Here is an 18,192-nt window from a genome sequence, read left to right on the forward strand (position 1 = left end):
TTAAACAGCATGTTGATATATAAGTATGCATTGTAGCGCAAAAAGGGAGGTAAATAGCTGTGATATTGTTTGTTTAGAGTCGTTTGTTTAAAATCATTTCTTTAAAATTGTTCGTCTATCTAAAAGCAATGCAAATTACAGATGGATTATTTCCTTAGGCTTTAAAAGTAGCTTAAAATAATCTAAGCTGATTAAAAATAAAACAGGAAAAACCCCAATGAATGCGCATGTAGAACCAAAATCGGATTTGGTACAAAGCCCTAAAATTCAAATGCCAATCAAAAATTATTCTGAATTCTATCGTTTTTATTTAACTGAACATCGCAGCATCATGAGTCGTCGTCTGCATGCAGCAGGAAGTAGTGTTGGAATTTACTTTTTTACGAAAGCGATTCGTCAGCGTAAAGCAAAATATTTTGTGTATGGTTTAGTTTCAGGCTATGCATGTGCGTGGGTAGGGCATTTTGTTTTTGAAAAGAATAAGCCTGCAAGTTTTAAACAACCACTGTATAGCTTTATTTCTGACTGGCGTATGTTGTCTGATATTTTACGTGGTAATTTGAGTTTGAAAGATCGAAAATTCGATAAAATTGACAGTTAATTTTTACGATTTTGAAATGTTTTTGAAAAGCTGAAATGATCATTTCAGCTTTTTTTTACGCGTAATATCTTGTCGATGCTTTAGGTTATGAATTTTGTGATTTAAGTTGGATGAGTATTATAAATTATAGGAATTTATAGAATTAATGGTAAAAATTAGCAGTTAACAATTAAAATCTCATTCACGATTCTTCATTGGTGAATAAGTCGAAAAATAATTGATAGTTCAAGTTAATTCGAACAGAAGACGTTTATAATGCTTGAGTCTATTTTGTAAAACCACCGTGAGGCGACTGATGTTTAAAGGCGTAGCATTGTCTATATTGGCATCGGTCACTTTTGGGATTTTGTATTTTTATTCCAAACTACTTGGGGATTTTGACAGTCAGCAAACGTTTGGTTGGCGAATTATTGCCACATTGCCTTTTTTAACGGCATTTATGTTGTGGAGTGGTGACTTTGCACATGTTAAAACTATTTTTCAACGCTTAGTCAAACAACCTTTATTAATTCTACTTTTAATGATTACCTCTGCATTAACATGCTTCCAGTTATGGTTATTCCTTTGGGGACCGATGAATGGTCGTGGTTTGCAAGTTTCGTTGGGATATTTTCTTTTGCCGTTGGTATTGGTGCTCGCTGGAAGTCTAATTTATAAAGAAAAATTATCTAAATTCCAGATGCTTGCGGTAGCTTTTGCGATTCTAGGTGTTGGACATGAGTTGTGGCGTCTAGGCAGTATAGCGTGGGAAACGGTATCTGTTGCAGTAGGTTATGCGTTGTATTTTCTCATTCGCAAGCAAATCAAAACAGATAATTTAGGTGGTTTTTGGTGGGATATTCTGATTTGCATCCCTGTTGCAATTTATTTCGCACATTCGGGCTTAAATGCTTATGGTAAATTCGTTGATTCACCGACTTTAATTATTGTCGTGCTAGGGCTAGGGTTACTGAGTGCAATTGGTTTAGGGAGTTATATTCTCGCCAGTCGTTTTTTACCGATGGTTTTATTTGGTTTGCTGAGTTATTTAGAACCTGTGTTATTGGCTTTGGTTTCACTGGCACTGGGTGAAGTGATTCAGGCAGATGAATGGCTGACGTATATTCCGATTTGGTGCGCAGTTGCGATATTGGCTTTAGAAGGTGCTTTGCATATTTATAAGCAACGAAAAAATACTGAGCATTTGAAATACAATGTTGAAAAGCTTCCAGAGCGTTTGAATGATTAGAACTTTTAAATTAAATGTTTGATGAATAAAAGATAGGTAATGAGAAGAATGATAAAACAAGAAAAATAATGAATTGCTTAAGCTATGGTCAAAGAATTGTATAAAAATAGACCATCATTTAAATAATTATTGGTATTTTGTAAAATTATAGTGAATATATGCGAATTTTTGCATTGCCATCTCAGCTTTTGATTCAATCTTGCAGAGAATTCCTTTACAATTGTCTGGATTTAAATCCATGTCTAGATATATACATAAATAGAGGACGTATCTGTGAGCAAAGACACTATCATCGCCCTACATGCAGAGCACCAAGGTCGCTGGAAAAACCGTGAAGAAATCGCGGAACGTATGATTGCATTAATTGGTCAATTATACCGTGAAAAAAACATTGTGACTTCTGTGTACGGTCGTTCTTTAGTGAACCGTTCAGTTATTCAAATTCTTAAAGCACACCGTCGTACACGCATGATGGATGTTGAGCTTTCAGTTGTTCATACTTTTCCTATTTTAGAAGCATTAGCAAAATTAGATAATATCGGTTCTGCTGAAGTTGATTTAGGTAAACTTGCTGTTGAATATAAAGAAAAAGGCGGCGACGTTGATGCATTTGTTGCTCAAGCAGTAGCTTCTTTAAATGGTCGTCCAGCATTGGTTGAGCCGAAAGATGTTGTACTTTACGGTTTTGGTCGTATTGGTCGTATCTTAGCGCGTTTAATCATCAGCCAATCAGGTCTTGGTCGTGGTTTAAGCCTTAAAGCAATTGTTGTTCGTAAATCATCTGATGGTGACTTAGCGAAACGTGCTTCATTGTTACGTCGTGACTCAATCCACGGTTCTTTCGAGGGTACAATCTCTGTTGATGAAGAAAACGAAGCAATCATTGCAAATGGTAACTTCATCAAAGTGATTTATGCGTCTAGCCCTGCTGAAGTAGATTACACAGCTTATGGTATCAACAACGCACTTGTGATTGATAACACAGGTAAATGGCGTGATATCGACGGTCTTTCTCAGCACTTAAACTGTGCTGGCGTAGGTCGTGTTGTACTGACTGCTCCTGGTAAAGGTGATATGAAGAACGTGGTGTTTGGTGTAAACCAAGCTGACATCATTGATTCAGACAAAATCATTTCTGCTGCAAGCTGTACAACTAACGCGATCACTCCTGTATTGAAAGTGTTAGAAGATAAATACAAAGTAATCAATGGTCACGTTGAAACCGTTCATTCATTTACAAATGACCAGAACTTAATCGATAACTACCACAAAGCGGATCGCCGTGGTCGTGCTGCAACGTTGAACATGGTAATTACTGAAACTGGTGCTGCAAAAGCAGTTGCAAAAGCTTTACCTCAATTACAAGGTAAATTAACTGGTAACTCAGTACGTGTTCCTACACCAAACGTATCGCTTGCAATTCTTAACTTAACACTTGAGAAAGAAGTTGATCGTGAAGAAGTGAACGAATACATTCGTCAAATCTCAATCAACTCAAGCCTTCAAGGTCAAATTGGTTATACAAACTCAACTGAAGTTGTATCATCTGACTTTATCGGTTCGCGTACAGCGGGTGTATTTGATGCGCAAGCAACAATCACTTCTGGTAACCGTTTGACAGCGTATGTTTGGTACGATAACGAAGTGGGTTATAGCTGCCAAGTATTACGTATCGCAGAACAAATGTGTGGCGTAAGCTATCCGAAAGCACCTGCTGAGACAAATGCATAATTTTAAACGTATTGTTTAAATTGTATTTGTAAGTATAAAAAACCCAACTTAATGTTGGGTTTTTTATCGCCTATATAAAGATAATAAAATTTTAATTCGGATGTTTGCTCTTAAATTCTTCAAAAAGAAAAGAATAATCGCAGAAATAAAACAATATTAATCGACTTTAATACATAAAAGTGTAAATTAAATCACAAAACAAATTAAAATAAATCATGGTCAAAAACTCAAGGAATGAATTTTGCAGCTCAAGCATGGTATTTCAATAATTGCTTTTATACTTATTGCTACAGTTTGTGGTGTATTGATCGCTATTTGGGTTTTTAAGCATTTTAGTATCTATATTCCTTTAGAGAATCAGGCGGTTAGTATTGACCTGAAAGCCCCGTTACAAGCAAAAGTACAAATACATGATGCTTTGGATGTCGATGTCACAGGTAAAGTAAACGCGGAAATTCCAATCAATGAAAAACTGAATGTGCCGATTACACAGACTTTAACACCACGAGTTTATTTTGATAACCAAGTTCCAATTGAAACGACGATCCCTGTAAAAGAAATACTTAAAATTAATCAAAACATGCCAATCGATACTAAAGTTAAAGTTCAAGTGCTAGGTAAGGATATTACTTTACCACTTAAGGGTACGATTCCGATTCAAATGGATGTACCCATTGACTTACAAGTTCCATTAAAACAGCAGGTTCATTTAAAGTTTGATGCGCCAGTTAAAACTGTGCTTAAGGAAAGTTTACATGTGCCATTGGTTACAACATTAAAAGCCAATATTCCGATTCAAGGGCATTTAAATGTTCCAATTAAATCAGCACTTGAAGCAACTGTGGATGTGCAAAATACCTTACCAGTAAAAATAGAAAAAGGGCAACTCACCATCCCACTCAATAGTTTACGTTTATCTCGAAGTATAGAAGAACCAAATAATTCTAAAGAGCATGACTTAAAAGAAAACATGACGAAAGCGAATACTTCACAATCCAATGTTGTGAAATAGGATATTTGCGATGTGGATTTTTAATTCTTTTCGAAACTTACTGCTGGCATTTATAAGTGTAGTGCTTTTGATTGCGATTGGTGTTTGGCTATATCTGAATATACAAGCGTCAATGTATGTATCTGCACAACACGCTCAAATCAATTTACCAGATTCTTTACCCACTAAAATCCATGTGGGAAATTATTTAGAAACCCAAGCGAAGGGTGCATTAGACACAGAGCTGAATATTGATCGGCAATTAAACCTACCTTTGCAAGGTAAGTATTTAGCAGGTTTGGCGTTTGAAGTTACGACACCAATTCAAGTTGATATTGATTATAGTACGACCATTCAAATTTCAACGGTAATGCCTTTAGAGACCACAACAGATTTGGTTTATCAAAATAAATTACTGCCTAAATTTCCTTTAAAATTAGATATTCCTGTCAAACTATCTGTTCCTTTTCAATTGAAACGACGTTACCAAGTTCCAATTCGAATCATGTTTAATGGAAATGTTTACTTTGAATTTGATGAAGTGGCGCATTTGTACGTCAAACATCGCTTAAAACCTATTTTGAATATTAATGATCCGATGACAATGAAAAAAATAGCTGTGTTTAATGCCACGATGTACAACACTCAGCGTCAGTCACTTGCTGATTTAGAAATGAATATTGATTTACCTGTAAAAAATATTCATCCATAAATATTCAAAATCTAGCGACTCTCTTATAGAGAATGACTCTATAAGAGAATGCAATTAATTGATATACAATGTGATTGCTGAAGAAATCTATTAATTTAATAAAGCTACTTATTCAATAAAGCTTTCACTTGATCTTGAATACTTGTAGTTTTGCGACCAATCAGATTTTCTAAATCGTTACTGTTGCTAAACATTGCACCTTTTGCTGTTTGTACATCCGCATCCACAATCACTTCGACCAATCCTACAGGGAGCCCAGCTTCTGTTAATGCTTTGCTATAGTCATTTGCGCTGATGTTTTGATATTGCACGGATTTACCTGTAGCTAAACCAATAAATTGTGCTAAATCGGTAAGGGTAAAACTGGTTGAACCAGCCAATTCATAGATTTTATTTTCATGACCATTTGACGCTAAAACTTTGGCAGCAGCTTCTGCATAATCCTGACGTGAAGCTGAACTGATCCGACCATTTTCAGCGCTACCATAAAGCGTTCCAACTTCGGCAGTATGTTGCACACTTGCAAGGTAATTTTCGCTGTACCAATTATTACGCAAGAAGGTGTAGTGCAAACCGCTTTGTTGGATTAGTGCTTCTGTTTCGCGATGCTCTTGTGCTAATCCTAATGGGTTTTTATCCGCATTGAGTAAACTGGTATAAGCAATATAAGGCACATTCGAGGCAACTGCTGCTTCAATCACAGCTTTGTGCTGTGGCGTACGACGACCAATTTCATTGGCTGAGATGAGCAATAATTTATCAATTCCAACGAGAGCAGGTGCGAGCGTTTCAGGTTGATCATAGTCGAATAATCGTAACTCAATGCCTTGTTGTTTGAGTGATTCAGCTTTTTTAAGATCTCGTACTAAGGCGATAATATTATTTGCTTCAACTTGTTTAAGTAATTCTTGAATAACCAAATGTCCGAGTTGACCTGTAGCACCTGTGATTGCAATTTTCATCATTTCACCTTTATCCATATTAAAATTGGATGTTTTTTAAACTTGATGCTATTATCTTAATTATTAAACTTACAAAATGTAAGTACATACCTAAAAGTAAGCTTATAACTGAGCGGAGAGAATTGATGAGCATCTATGCTTCAAGTCATTTAATTGGACAAGTTTTATCCAGTGAATGTCCTTCACGAGAGATATTGGAACACCTTACCAGTAAATGGTCAGTGCTGGTTTTGCGTTGTTTGAGTGATGGTGTGCTACGTTTTAGTGAGTTGCGTAATCGTATTGAGGGTGTGAGTGAGAAAATGTTGGCTCAGACCTTAAAAGTGTTAGAGCAAGATGGCTTTGTTTTACGTACAGTTTATCCCGAAGTTCCACCTAGAGTAGAGTATCAGCTTACGATTTTGGGTGCGCAAGCTGCTGAAAAGTTAAACTATTTAATCGGATGGATTGAACGTAGTTTGCCTGATATTTTAGAAAATAAGCAAAGACTAGCCAAATAAGCTGTTTGAAAATTTAAGCTTTAAATGATTCATGATGGCTTAAATTAGTCAGTCATAAGCTATGCGTGCTTAATAAAAGCCCTAGATGCTAAATGGAATGATATTACCATCTGAAAATCATTGTTAGGGCAAATACTTAATCAATATCATTGCAATATACAATTTACTGTAATGCAAATTACAGGAGTTATATTTATTCCTAAATGTTAATTACTTAGTGTTAAGTTTAGGCTTTGATTTTAAATACATTAAACCTGTGATGATTGCACCAATCGTCGCCAAGAACATATCTTTATGTGCATCCCAAATGTCGCCTTGCTGACCATTATAGTTTTCAGCTTCTTCTGGTGATAAGCCGATTGCGATCCACCATTCTATCCATTCATAAAATAAACTGGTTGCCATGACAAATTGAATCACCAATAAAAACAGAATTTTTGGTTTTAAACTTGGTAACCAAACTTGGAAAAGGCGATAGAAAAATGGATAAAGGAATAATCCATAGAAAAAATGCACAAAACGGTCGAACATATTCCGTGTCCAACCCATAGCCTGATTTAAATCAAAACCTAAATATTTGATTGCCCAATCATTATAAGGCACATAGGAATAGAGATAATGCGCTGCAATCACGTGAATAATTAAAAAACCAATATAAAGTGCAAATGAAGAAAAATTCAGCCCGATTTTTTTTAAGCAGTAGAATAGGGCTATGAGCATCAATACTGTACCAATTTGATGCAACATATAGGATGGAAATTCTAAAGGATTGATACTCGCTAAAATAATGGCAATTGCGAGTACAGCAAGCACTATCCAATGCTTTTGAGTAAGAGAATGGTAAATCATTAAGTATTTTTTCTTAAATTTATTGTCAGCATTGTAATCAAAATATAAACAAAATGCGAAATTTTAAACCTTATATTTCGAGTGTTAAATATTCTAAATAGGTTATTACAAACTTATTTTGTATGTGGTTTAACCACTTTTAGCAACCAATCTAAGTTTTTAGCAATCGAATCTATTACACTGTATTTTTTTTGAAGTTAGGGATTAGGCGTGGCTTTGATTGAAGCATTTGAGGCAAAACAAAATTGTTATTTTAATTATGATTTTGAAGAGTTGTATCAATTGACAGATGATTTTCCTGAAGAGCTTTCTGTGTCTTTACGTGGCATGTTGTATCGCCATGAAATCAAATATCCTAATGCGACGTATTATATTTATTTCAGTGATATTTTAACGGGTGAAGAGCTCGAAAAAATGAAAGCGGATTGGATGCGTTATTGTCCATTAGCTTAGTTTTATTTTTATAAAAGTAAATATATTTGTGGATCAGCACAGCCTCATCTTTTGTGTAACATTTAGACTGATTCGCGTAGGCGTTGCCTCACTTTTGAAGGATCAAAAGTGACAAAAATCCTTTGTTGAGCAAAGGGGACTTCCTTGTCCCCTTGCTCAACGGCGACATCCATGTCGCCTTACGAGATAGCACCGCTGATATTGAAAGCTTATGAGTTGAGATTATTTATTTTATATATTGAAATTCTAAAAATACATTACCTCATAGGATATTAAATGAATTTAAAGATTGGTATTAAGAATAATCCATCGCATCTTTTAAAATCCAATAAAAAAACGAAGCCGAAGCTTCGTTTTTTATTTTAAACGGGTTTAAAAATTAGATTTTAGAAATTAAATCTTTGATTTGTTTTGCTTGTTCAGCAGCATTACCTGTATATGTAGCAGGTGTCATTTCGGCTAAACGAGCACGATCCGCAGCAGGGACAGCTGAAAGTTCATTACCATTGACGAAATCAACCATCATGTCACGTGTCATTGCTTGACCACGTGTTAATGCTTTTAATTTTTCGTATGGTTTTTCAACGTTATAACGACGCATAACAGTTTGAATTGGTTCAGCTAAAACTTCTTGAGCATGATCCAGATCTTCAAGAATACGAGCAGCATTCAATTCAAGTTTACCAATGCCTTTTAAGCACGCTTCAAAAGCGATTAAGCTTTGTGCCAAACCAACACCCATGTTACGAAGAACAGTAGAGTCAGTTAAGTCACGTTGCCAACGAGAAATTGGTAATTTTTCACCTAAGTGCGCAAGTACAGCATTCGCAATACCTAAGTTACCTTCAGAGTTTTCGAAGTCGATTGGATTTACTTTGTGCGGCATTGTTGAAGAACCAACTTCACCTTCTTTCAAACGTTGTTTGAAGAAACCTAAAGAGATATAACCCCAAACGTCACGGTTAAAGTCGATCAATACAGTGTTGAAACGACGTAAAGCATCGAACATTTCAGCGATATAATCGTGAGGCTCGATTTGCGTGGTGTAAGGGTTGAACGTTAAACCTAAAGATTCAACAAAAGCTTGCGAGTGCGCAGGCCAGTTGATTTCTGGGTAAGCAGAGTAGTGCGCATTGTAGTTACCGACTGCACCGTTGATTTTACCCAATAATTCAACTTGGTTGAATTGTTTGATTTGGCGAGCTAAACGGTAAGCCACGTTCGCCATTTCTTTACCCAAAGTTGTTGGGCTTGCAGTTTGACCATGTGTACGAGACAACATTGGTTGTTCTGCATGAGTTTCAGCCAAAGCAGCAATCGCATCCACGATTTGTTGCATAGATTCAACCAGAACAGCACGACCATTTTTCAACATTAAAGCATGTGAAAGGTTGTTGATGTCTTCAGAAGTACATGCAAAGTGAATGAATTCCCCCGCATTTTTAAGTTCTGCGATATCAGCAATTTGTTCTTTCAAGAAGTATTCAACTGCTTTTACATCATGGTTAGTCGTGCGTTCAATTTCTTTAATGCGGTTGGCATTGTCTTCTGAGAAGTTTGCAACAATTGCATCTAAAGCAGCATTGGTTTCTGTTGAAAATGCAGGAACTTCAGTGATTTCAGGACGGTTAGCAAGCGCTTGTAACCAACGCACTTCAACTGTCACACGAGCATGGATTAAACCAAACTCAGAGAGGAAAGGACGGAGTGCATCACATTTGCTAGCATAGCGCCCATCTAATGGAGAAAGTGCGGTTAAAGCGTTCATAAAGATTCCCTAAACTTTGGAATTAAACGTAAAACTGAAAAAACTGTATTGAACATCAGTTATACAACCTGATATTGAAGTCGAGCAAGATCTTGAATATCTTGAAGAAGTTTACGCTTGCTAAAGATCATGTTCCATGAACTTCCACCAAGCTGACGCCAAAGATGCGCCATTTGTAAACCTGTAAATAAGCTGGCACGAATGCGATTGGTATGTGACGAGTCTTTAAATGCTTCTGCATTACCACGTACTAAAATTCGAGGATTGATTTGACCTGCAGTATCTACATAGGTCTGTGCTAAATTGGCAATAATACTTGGATGTAAATAATTATGATCAAAAAATGACAATTGCTTTAATATTTTTTGTTGGGATTGCTCAATGATTTCTACAAATTTCGGATTGCTATACACCTTTTTTTCTAAAGCCAAAAGTGACATGGCATAAGACATAGGTAATTTTGCATTGGCAAGTTTAGGAATTCGAGATTTTGGTGATGTTGAAAAAGGTTGGGTAATGCTACTTTCTAAGGTTTTTAAACCCAGTGAAATATCAGCAAGTTGATGAAAAAAATCTAATGTTTGTGCTGATTTATTATCGGAAGGGCGAATATTTAAGCTGGCTTTGATGAGTTGTTCAAAATAGAAATTACCACTTTCACCAATACTTTGACGACCTGTCATTGCAGTCATGTGCGTCAGCTGTGTTGCTTGGAACACAGCTGCTAACGCCAAAGCTTTGTTTTGGCGTTGATTCAAAGTTTGAGGCTGTTGAAAGGGCAACTCAACCATGCCTAAATTCCTTTAAATAAATTGCAATGATTAACACGTCTTTATTCAATAAAGCTATTTAATAAACTCATTCAATAAAATCAGGTTTTGGTGCATTGGTATGATGAATCACCCCGCCACCTAAACAAGCTTCATCGACATAGAACACAACACTTTGTCCAGGTGTAACAGCACGTTGTGGTTCATCAAATTCAACACGAACACCATTTGGTGTATCTGTATCTTTATAAATTGTACATGCTTGATCAGGTTGACGGTAACGAGTTTTAGCCGTGCATCGGAAACCTGTTTCAGGAATCGCTTGCTCGCCTGCAACCCAGTCAATCGCTTCTGACCATAACACGGTACTTTGCATCAATGGATGCTCATGACCTTGACCAATCACGAGGCGATTATTTTCAATATCCTTATGTAGAACAAACCAAGCACCTTCTTCAGCACCTTTAAGTCCACCTAAGCCGATACCGCCACGTTGACCGAGCGTATAGTACATTAAGCCATGATGTTCACCAACCTCTTTTCCTGTATCTAGGACAATTTTTCCAGGTTGAGCAGGTAAATATTGCTTCAAGAAGTCATTAAAGCGACGTTCACCGATAAAACAGATTCCTGTTGAATCTTTTTTCTTGGCTGTGATTAAACCTAATTCTTCCGCAATTTTACGAACTTCAGGTTTTTCAATTTCACCGACAGGGAACAAGGTTTTGTTAATTTCACGACCATGCACGGCATGCAGGAAATAGGTTTGGTCTTTATTATTATCTACACCACGAAGCAATGGCGCATATTCCTCACCACGTGAATTGGTTGCAGTTTCACCACGACGGCAATAATGTCCAGTTGCGATAAAGTCAGCACCTAAGTTTACAGCATGATCGAGGAATGCACGGAATTTGATTTCTTTATTACAGAGAATATCTGGATTCGGTGTACGACCTGCTGCATATTCAGCAAGGAAATGCTCAAAGACACGATCCCAATATTCCATCGCAAAGTTTGCTGTATGGAGTTTGATGCCAATTTTGTCGCAAACCGCTTGCGCATCCGCAAGATCTTCCATTGCCGTACAGTATTCTGTGCCGTCATCTTCTTCCCAGTTTTTCATGAAAAGCCCTTCAACTAGATAACCTTGTTGAAGAAGTAGTGCTGCAGAAACAGATGAATCTACACCACCAGACATACCGACGATGACACGTTGTTGCATAGGACTAGGCATCCAAATTTGAAATTAAAGGAGAATTTTGGTGCTCATAAACGAGCGAAAGCGGGTATTTTTGCCCAGAAAGTGCATCTTGTACAGCTTTAATCACCAATGGACTGCGTGCGCGTGCAGATTCTACTAATTCTTCAAGCGTCATCCACTTCGGACCAATAATCCCTGTATCCAGTTCTGCCTCTGGAAAATACTCAAGTACATGGGCTAAAAAGCAAAATCTAAAATAGGTACGATCTGGAAACATCGGCGGGGTATAGGTATAGATTCCGAGTAATGAATCGACCTCTACTGCATGTCCAGTTTCTTCCATTGTTTCACGAATTGCTGCTTGGATAATAGATTCACCACATTCCACATGCCCAGCAGGTTGATTGAACACTGTGTGTGTCACGCCTTCGGTATGTTCTTCCACAAAAAGAAACTTTCCGTCTTTTTCGACAACAGTCGCGACAGTAACATGAGGTGTCCAAGTGGTCATAACCAGCACCGTGGGGAATAAAGCGATATTCTACAAAATTTTAGGCGTGGTGGCTATGGTGGATATTTCCTATTCACATTGATCAGTATATTTTTAAATCACAATATAAATCAGTTATTAAAGAATTTGGTTTAGTTTTTATTAAATTTTATATTAGATTAATTAAATTAAAAATTTAAATAATTCATATACTTGTAGTTTAACGTGTGATAAAAAATACTCATACTGGAGTATTTTATGAAAATTAATAGATATTTATGTTTTTCACTGGGTATTCTTTTAAGCCAAGTGACTTTTTCGGGTGAGTTATCAGAATCGTTACAAGGTTCACCGAAACTGAATGTCAATCTATATGCGTTTGCTGCGGATGTAGATGGAAAGATCAGTAAAGGTAAAGTGAATTATGATGTAGATCAGCCTTTTAAAGAAACTTTAAAAGATTTAGATCGTTCTTTTATGGGACATGTGGATCTAAGCAAAGGCAAATGGGGAATTTATGCAGATCTACAAAAAGTAGAAACATCACAAGAAAAAAGTGTCATGCATATTCCTATAGCATTGGGGACGAAATTAGATCAGCGCAGTTATGGCATTTACTATCAAGCTTATATTTCACCTGAAAAGACAGCAAAAAACCAAGCAAAACTTATTGTTGAACCTACAGTGGGTACACATAGAACAAAAGCAGAAGCAACACTCGCTGTTCTCAATCAAGGGATTGATGTTCATGCAACTTGGGATGAGTTCTTTTGGGGTTCACGCTTTAAATATAATTTTGACTCATCGTGGAATTTAGCTTCAGAAGTGACTTTTGGTAGTGAAAATACCATTTCTGCACAAGCTTATATCGGGTATCGAATTCCAGTTTTAAGCCGCGATTTAAATCTCAGAGCGGGCTATCGTTATTTTGAACAAGACTATAAATCGGATCATTTTCATTGGGACATTCGTCAACATGGACCAGTCATCGGTATAAATTTACCTATTTTCTGAGAGGGACTGAAGTATGAATAATGCGCTAAAAAAAGTATTGTTTGCAGCAGGGCTTATGGTTGCAGCAGAAGTCGCGACGGCTTGTACACGCGTTGTCTATTTGGGCAATAATGATGTAATGACAGCACGTTCTATGGATTGGAAGAGCGATGTCGGAACAAATCTATGGATTTTGCCAAGCAACGTAAAGCGTACAGGTATGGCAGGACCACATTCCATCCAATGGACGTCTAAGTACGGTAGTGTTATTGCAACAGGCTACGACATTTCCACAACAGATGGTGTCAATGAGAAAGGTTTAGTTGCAAACTTATTGTGGTTGGTCGAGTCTGAATATCCAGATGTAAATAAGAATAAAAAACCACCTTTAAGTATTTCATTATGGGCACAATATGTCTTGGACAATTATGCAACTGTGAATGAAGCGATTGCAGCACTTGAGAAAGAACCTTTTATGGTTGTGACCGATCAAGTGCCTGGTGAAAAGCGTTTAGCGACCTTGCATCTATCTATTTCTGATTCAACTGGTGATAGTGCAATTATTGAATATGTTAATGGACAACAAGTGATTCATCACAACAAAAAATATCAAGTGATGACGAACTCTCCAACTTTTGATCAGCAATTGGCATTGAATACCTATTGGAAACAAATTGGTGGTACAACCATGTTGCCTGGGACTAATCGTGCAGCGGATCGCTTTGCAAGAGCATCATTCTATATTAATGCTATTCCAAAAGATGCAACACCAGAACACTCTTTAGCGAGTGTATTCAGTGTGATACGTAATACCTCAGTACCGTTTGGATTAAATACTGAAGAGGAACCGAATATTTCTTCAACTCGTTGGCGTACTGTGGTTGACCATAAGCGCGGTTTATATTTCTTTGAATCTGCTGTATCACCAAACGTATTTTGGGTAGACTTAAAAGATATAGATTTTAAAGATGGTAAAACCAAAAAACTGGAGTTAGGTGTCGATCAAGCGAAAGTCTATGCGGGTAAGGCAAACTCTTCGTTTAAAGTGACTCAACCCTTTAAGTTTTTGGGCATCCAATAGGGCATCAACATGATCAATAAACTTTGGTATATTCCGCTAGCTGCGCTGCTTATCACAGGTTGTGCATCAAATTCGGTTAACAACACATCAAATTTGGGTACTCAAGGGCTGTTAATTTGTCAGCCGAATGAAATTTGTCCAATCGTTACTGTGGTTTGGAACGAAGCGCACAAAGATATTTTAAAAGTGAAGCTGAGTTTAAATAGTGCTTATACGAAATATAATATTGAAAAAGTTGTATTTAGTGATGGTGTGAAAAGCCATTCATTTAATGCAATTGGACCCACTGAAATTGATTTTGCGTTCAAGGCGAATCGTTCACGTAATAGTGTATTAGTGCCAGTGAATGTGATGGCTGATTTTAGAGGCTCTCAAAGTGTATTTATGGAGATTCATACCGATCAAGGCGTAATTACGCGATACTTATTGAAAGATAATGTGAAAGCTCCTGTATTTGAAGAGTTAAGCAAATATTATAAAGTTTCGAAATGATAAATTGAGCAAGATCAAGTCATTTGATCATGTTTAAGTGTGCAATTTCATTGTATGTAATGGAATTGCACACCACCTAAAATAAAAATAGTTCGTCTGTTTATACAATTTTTAATATATCTTAATGTTTTGAAGCTTAAGTCTTTTTTTGTTCAAGCATTCATGTTGCATGATTTTAATTATGTTGGCTTTGGGGTGAATCATTAAAAATAGTAGATTATTTCAAAAATTATATTGAAATTTGGTCAATCAATCCGCATCTTAATAAAAAAGCATTTAGTCAATATTTAAGAGAATACAAATTCTATGTTATTTCATTTACCTAAAGCGCCTGCTGAGATTCGTATCAGTCATTTAAATGCCCGAATCAATGAGCAAAGAAAAAGAATCGCGCAGACTACTGCATCTAAGTTAGAGCTTTTGCAACTCACGCAACAGCTTGTTAAAGAAGCACGCGCGCGTAAAAAGAACAATCAAAAAATTTATATCCTAGATTTTAAAGGTGATGTTCAAGCTTCTGCTGTTGAAAATTTACGTGAAGAAATCACGCTGATTTTAGCGACTGCAAAAGCAGGGCGTGATCGTGTTGTGGTACGTTTAGAAAGTCCAGGCGGTATGGTGCATGGTTATGGCTTGGCAGCAGCACAATTGGTACGTTTACGTGATGCAGGGTTTAACCTTACGATTTGCGTAGATAAAGTGGCTGCCAGTGGCGGTTATATGATGGCGTGTATCGCCAATGAAATCGTTTCAGCACCCTTTGCTGTCGTAGGTTCTATTGGTGTGGTTGCACAGCTACCGAATTTCAATCGCTTACTGAAAGAACATCATGTTGATTTTGAGCTTTATACAGCAGGTCAATTCAAGCGCACAGTGACCATGTTTGGTGAAAATACAGAAGAAGGTAAAGCCAAATTTGAAGAAGAATTGCAACAAACCCATCAGCTCTTCAAACATTTTGTGGAAAAATATCGTCCGCAATTGAATGTTGAAAAAGTAGCAACAGGTGAGCACTGGTATGGTGAAGATGCGCGTGAGTTAAACCTTGTTGATAAATTACAAACTTCAGATGAGTATTTATTGAGTCTATTGCCACAACATGATGTGTATGTGATTCAAACTCGTCGTAAACCGACTTTAGGTGAAAAGTTAGGACTTCAAGCCGCTCAAATGGCAGATGCTTTGATTCCATCTGTGGTGAATAAGTTAATGAATGAAGTGACGAAGTTAAATTCATCATTGCCGATGTTTAAAGACAATAAATTTTGATGATTGATTGAGAAATTGATCGCAAATAAAAGAGTAGGTTCGTTGCCTACTCTTTTTTTATGTAAATGTCTTCACTTCAAAACACCTTATTGACAAAATTGCCCGAAAAAACTGACCTTATGCGGTCATGACAAGTGTTAAAAAAATGATTAGCATGCTTGTGATCATAAAATCAAAAACTCGGATACAAAGGAATATAGAATATGTTGGCATATGATGCAGATTTAGAATTATTCAGAGATAACTTTAAACGCTTTATGAGCGAAAACATTGCACCACATTATGAGCAATGGGAAAAAGAAGGCTTGATGCCACGTTCAGTCTGGACGCAATTGGGTGAAAATGGTTTCCTTTGTGTAGACGTACCTGAAGAATATGGCGGTTATGGTGTACCTACAGAATATTCTTTAATGTTGATCGAAGAATCAGCACGTGCAGGCTATGGCGCTTTATCTACCGCGATTTCTTGCCACTCTGAAATTGCAGCACCCTATATTCTACATATCGCCAATGAAGAGCAAAAACAGTATTGGTTGCCAAAAATGGTCGCAGGTGAAGTTGTTGGTGCGATTGGCATGACTGAACCGGGTGCGGGTTCTGATTTACAAGGTATGCGTTCATCGGCAATTTTGAATGGCGATCATTATCTACTTAATGGTTCTAAAACCTTTATTTCAAATGGTCAACATGCAGACTTGGTTGTTTTGGCAGCAAAAACTGATCCACAGGCACGTGCTAAAGGTGTTTCACTTCTACTTGTAGATACACATTTGGAAGGCTTTAAAAAGGGTACGAACTTAGACAAGATTGGTTTACATTCTCAAGATACTTCAGAGTTGTTCTTTGATAATGTCAAAGTACCAGCCAATCAATTATTGGGTAATGCAGGTCAAGGCTTTGCTTATTTGATGCAAGAATTACCACGTGAGCGCACTGCAATCGCTGCAACAGCTTTGGGTGCGATTCGTGGCGCGATTGACGTAACAACACAATATGTACAAGAGCGTCAAGCTTTTGGTCAAAAAGTGAGTTCATTCCAAAATACTCGTTTTGTCATGGCACAAGCGAAAATTGACGAATTGGCAACGGCTGCATTCTATAACCAAAACTTAGCTTTATATAAAGAAGGCAAATTGGATGTAGAAACTGCGGCAGCATTAAAGAGCTTCAGTTCAGATATGCAAATGAAAGTGATTGATAGCTTACTTCAGCTATTCGGTGGCTATGGCTATATGACTGAATATCCAATTTCACGTTTCTTTGTCGATGCTCGTATTCAGCGTATTTATGGCGGAACAAATGAAATTATGAAAGAGATTGTTGCACGTGGTGTTTTAGGGCGTTGATTGAAAGAAATGGATAGAAGTTATTTTTAATCCCCCTCATCCTAACCTTCTCCCAAAGGGAGAAGGGACTTTCAATACTGATTTTTTGTTTATTTATATTCACTTAAAGTTCAAGCTTTGATAAAGAACGCTACTTCTAAGCCCTTAAAACCGTTAAACATTCACGAATAAAAATAGGTAATTCTTGGGTAGAGCGTGAAGAAATATACAAGTTATTGTCATTCACTACATCATGATCAAATATAACCGCACCTGCATTTTTTAATTCTTGAATCATGGTTTCAATAGACGTCAGTCTGCGCCCAATGGCAATTTGCGCATCAATCAGCAAATGTGGACTATAGCAGGAAAGAAAGATCGGTTTTTGTGCATTGGCGAAACAACGTAAATAATCAATAAAACGTTCATCTTTTTTTAGGTGGTAAGGGGATTGACCACCTGGAATCATCAGCGCATCAAAATCTTTGACTGAAATATCATCGATACCTAAATCAATACTGACCGAAGATTTACGCTGTTGGCTATAAACAATATTGCCTGCTTGTTTTTCGATATTACGTACAGAATGACTTGCCGCCCGAAAGGCTTCGACGGGATGATGATATTCGGCATCTTCGAAGTCATGGGTGATGAGAACAGCGATTCTTTTATTCATATTTTATGACTCGATCTGCACGTTATTCTATTTATCATAAATCTCAATGAATAATTTTCTATAGGGGCTTTGTAAACTGCTTTATCTTGTGGGTGAC

The 18,192-nt window shown here is 37.0% G+C and carries 19 protein-coding genes; 12 read left to right on the plus strand and 7 right to left on the minus strand.

Annotated features, from left to right (window positions below):
• Positions 1-217: 217 nt before the first annotated feature.
• From BEN71_RS07390 to BEN71_RS07410, 5 genes are all read left to right on the plus strand, one after another.
• Complete coding sequence (locus BEN71_RS07390; protein ID WP_068972793.1) at positions 218-601, plus strand: DUF962 domain-containing protein; 384 nt, start codon at positions 218-220, stop codon at positions 599-601.
• Positions 602-896: 295 nt separating this feature from the next.
• The gene (gene rarD, locus BEN71_RS07395) at positions 897-1,829 is read left to right on the plus strand and encodes an EamA family transporter RarD (RefSeq protein ID WP_068972794.1); all 933 of its coding nucleotides are present in this window, start codon (positions 897-899) and stop codon (positions 1,827-1,829) included.
• A 273-nt stretch (positions 1,830-2,102) separates the two neighbouring features.
• Positions 2,103-3,560, plus strand: a complete 1,458-nt coding sequence (locus BEN71_RS07400; RefSeq protein ID WP_068972795.1) for a glyceraldehyde-3-phosphate dehydrogenase — start codon at positions 2,103-2,105, stop codon at positions 3,558-3,560.
• 238 nt (positions 3,561-3,798) lie between these two features.
• A complete protein-coding gene (locus BEN71_RS07405; RefSeq protein WP_406565276.1) occupies positions 3,799-4,572 on the plus strand; it encodes an MFS transporter in 774 nt (257 codons plus the stop codon).
• A 10-nt stretch (positions 4,573-4,582) separates the two neighbouring features.
• A complete protein-coding gene (locus tag BEN71_RS07410; protein ID WP_068972797.1) occupies positions 4,583-5,263 on the plus strand; it encodes a hypothetical protein in 681 nt (226 codons plus the stop codon).
• A gap of 104 nt (positions 5,264-5,367) precedes the next feature.
• Here BEN71_RS07410 and BEN71_RS07415 read toward each other — a convergent pair whose 3' ends face one another.
• Entirely contained in the window at positions 5,368-6,225 is an 858-nt protein-coding gene (locus BEN71_RS07415) for an SDR family oxidoreductase (protein ID WP_068972839.1), read from the minus strand.
• Positions 6,226-6,350: 125 nt separating this feature from the next.
• On the opposite strand from BEN71_RS07415, the gene BEN71_RS07420 reads away from it, so the two are divergent.
• Entirely contained in the window at positions 6,351-6,725 is a 375-nt protein-coding gene (locus BEN71_RS07420; protein WP_068972798.1) for a winged helix-turn-helix transcriptional regulator, read from the plus strand.
• A gap of 210 nt (positions 6,726-6,935) precedes the next feature.
• On the opposite strand, the gene BEN71_RS07425 is transcribed toward BEN71_RS07420, so the two are convergent.
• Positions 6,936-7,574 carry a DUF2238 domain-containing protein gene (locus BEN71_RS07425; protein ID WP_068972799.1) on the minus strand — a complete coding sequence of 213 codons (639 nt, stop codon included), beginning with the start codon at positions 7,572-7,574 and terminating at the stop codon, positions 6,936-6,938.
• Positions 7,575-7,784: 210 nt separating this feature from the next.
• On the opposite strand from BEN71_RS07425, the gene BEN71_RS07430 reads away from it, so the two are divergent.
• On the plus strand, positions 7,785-8,027 hold the full coding sequence (locus BEN71_RS07430) for a hypothetical protein (RefSeq protein WP_068972800.1): 243 nt from the start codon (positions 7,785-7,787) through the stop codon (positions 8,025-8,027).
• A gap of 379 nt (positions 8,028-8,406) precedes the next feature.
• Here the strand turns inward: BEN71_RS07430 and purB are convergent, their stop codons facing one another.
• The 4 genes from purB to BEN71_RS07450 form a co-directional block, all read right to left on the minus strand.
• Complete coding sequence (purB, locus tag BEN71_RS07435; RefSeq protein WP_068972801.1) at positions 8,407-9,795, minus strand: adenylosuccinate lyase; 1,389 nt, start codon at positions 9,793-9,795, stop codon at positions 8,407-8,409.
• Positions 9,796-9,854: 59 nt separating this feature from the next.
• The gene (gene hflD / locus BEN71_RS07440; RefSeq protein WP_068972802.1) at positions 9,855-10,586 is read right to left on the minus strand and encodes a high frequency lysogenization protein HflD; all 732 of its coding nucleotides are present in this window, start codon (positions 10,584-10,586) and stop codon (positions 9,855-9,857) included.
• Between the two features lie 67 nt (positions 10,587-10,653).
• Complete coding sequence (gene mnmA / locus BEN71_RS07445) at positions 10,654-11,790, minus strand: tRNA 2-thiouridine(34) synthase MnmA (RefSeq protein WP_068972803.1); 1,137 nt, start codon at positions 11,788-11,790, stop codon at positions 10,654-10,656.
• A 4-nt stretch (positions 11,791-11,794) separates the two neighbouring features.
• Positions 11,795-12,280: an NUDIX hydrolase gene (locus BEN71_RS07450; RefSeq protein ID WP_068972804.1), complete on the minus strand. Its 486-nt coding sequence runs from the start codon at positions 12,278-12,280 to the stop codon at positions 11,795-11,797.
• Between the two features lie 237 nt (positions 12,281-12,517).
• Between BEN71_RS07450 and BEN71_RS07455 the strand changes: the two genes are divergently transcribed.
• The 5 genes from BEN71_RS07455 to BEN71_RS07475 all read left to right on the plus strand — a co-directional run bounded on the left by BEN71_RS07455 (position 12,518) and on the right by BEN71_RS07475 (position 17,440).
• The gene (locus BEN71_RS07455) at positions 12,518-13,273 is read left to right on the plus strand and encodes a porin family protein (RefSeq protein WP_068972805.1); all 756 of its coding nucleotides are present in this window, start codon (positions 12,518-12,520) and stop codon (positions 13,271-13,273) included.
• A 13-nt stretch (positions 13,274-13,286) separates the two neighbouring features.
• On the plus strand, positions 13,287-14,333 hold the full coding sequence (locus BEN71_RS07460) for a linear amide C-N hydrolase (protein ID WP_068972806.1): 1,047 nt from the start codon (positions 13,287-13,289) through the stop codon (positions 14,331-14,333).
• Positions 14,334-14,342: 9 nt separating this feature from the next.
• Positions 14,343-14,825: a hypothetical protein gene (locus BEN71_RS07465; protein WP_068972807.1), complete on the plus strand. Its 483-nt coding sequence runs from the start codon at positions 14,343-14,345 to the stop codon at positions 14,823-14,825.
• A 306-nt stretch (positions 14,826-15,131) separates the two neighbouring features.
• Complete coding sequence (gene sohB / locus BEN71_RS07470) at positions 15,132-16,094, plus strand: protease SohB (protein ID WP_068972808.1); 963 nt, start codon at positions 15,132-15,134, stop codon at positions 16,092-16,094.
• A gap of 203 nt (positions 16,095-16,297) precedes the next feature.
• A complete protein-coding gene (locus BEN71_RS07475; RefSeq protein WP_068972809.1) occupies positions 16,298-17,440 on the plus strand; it encodes an acyl-CoA dehydrogenase family protein in 1,143 nt (380 codons plus the stop codon).
• A 136-nt stretch (positions 17,441-17,576) separates the two neighbouring features.
• Here BEN71_RS07475 and BEN71_RS07480 read toward each other — a convergent pair whose 3' ends face one another.
• Positions 17,577-18,095, minus strand: a complete 519-nt coding sequence (locus BEN71_RS07480) for a DJ-1/PfpI/YhbO family deglycase/protease (RefSeq protein ID WP_068972810.1) — start codon at positions 18,093-18,095, stop codon at positions 17,577-17,579.
• Between the last annotated feature and the right edge of the window lie 97 nt (positions 18,096-18,192).

This window comes from Acinetobacter wuhouensis (assembly GCF_001696605.3).
In the GTDB taxonomy this organism is placed as follows: domain Bacteria; phylum Pseudomonadota; class Gammaproteobacteria; order Pseudomonadales; family Moraxellaceae; genus Acinetobacter; species Acinetobacter wuhouensis.

Coding starts and splice junctions, on each gene's coding strand:
- sohB (WP_068972808.1), top strand. CDS start 15,132: ATGTTATTTCATTTACCTAAAGCGCCTGCTGAGATTCGTATCAGTCAT.
- BEN71_RS07460 (WP_068972806.1), top strand. CDS start 13,287: ATGAATAATGCGCTAAAAAAAGTATTGTTTGCAGCAGGGCTTATGGTT.
- BEN71_RS07455 (WP_068972805.1), top strand. CDS start 12,518: ATGAAAATTAATAGATATTTATGTTTTTCACTGGGTATTCTTTTAAGC.
- BEN71_RS07410 (WP_068972797.1), top strand. CDS start 4,583: ATGTGGATTTTTAATTCTTTTCGAAACTTACTGCTGGCATTTATAAGT.
- BEN71_RS07390 (WP_068972793.1), top strand. CDS start 218: ATGAATGCGCATGTAGAACCAAAATCGGATTTGGTACAAAGCCCTAAA.
- BEN71_RS07425 (WP_068972799.1), bottom strand. CDS start 7,574: ATGATTTACCATTCTCTTACTCAAAAGCATTGGATAGTGCTTGCTGTA.
- BEN71_RS07475 (WP_068972809.1), top strand. CDS start 16,298: ATGTTGGCATATGATGCAGATTTAGAATTATTCAGAGATAACTTTAAA.
- purB (WP_068972801.1), bottom strand. CDS start 9,795: ATGAACGCTTTAACCGCACTTTCTCCATTAGATGGGCGCTATGCTAGC.
- BEN71_RS07415 (WP_068972839.1), bottom strand. CDS start 6,225: ATGAAAATTGCAATCACAGGTGCTACAGGTCAACTCGGACATTTGGTT.
- BEN71_RS07450 (WP_068972804.1), bottom strand. CDS start 12,280: ATGACCACTTGGACACCTCATGTTACTGTCGCGACTGTTGTCGAAAAA.
- mnmA (WP_068972803.1), bottom strand. CDS start 11,790: ATGCAACAACGTGTCATCGTCGGTATGTCTGGTGGTGTAGATTCATCT.
- BEN71_RS07420 (WP_068972798.1), top strand. CDS start 6,351: ATGAGCATCTATGCTTCAAGTCATTTAATTGGACAAGTTTTATCCAGT.
- BEN71_RS07465 (WP_068972807.1), top strand. CDS start 14,343: ATGATCAATAAACTTTGGTATATTCCGCTAGCTGCGCTGCTTATCACA.
- BEN71_RS07480 (WP_068972810.1), bottom strand. CDS start 18,095: ATGAATAAAAGAATCGCTGTTCTCATCACCCATGACTTCGAAGATGCC.
- hflD (WP_068972802.1), bottom strand. CDS start 10,586: ATGGTTGAGTTGCCCTTTCAACAGCCTCAAACTTTGAATCAACGCCAA.
- rarD (WP_068972794.1), top strand. CDS start 897: ATGTTTAAAGGCGTAGCATTGTCTATATTGGCATCGGTCACTTTTGGG.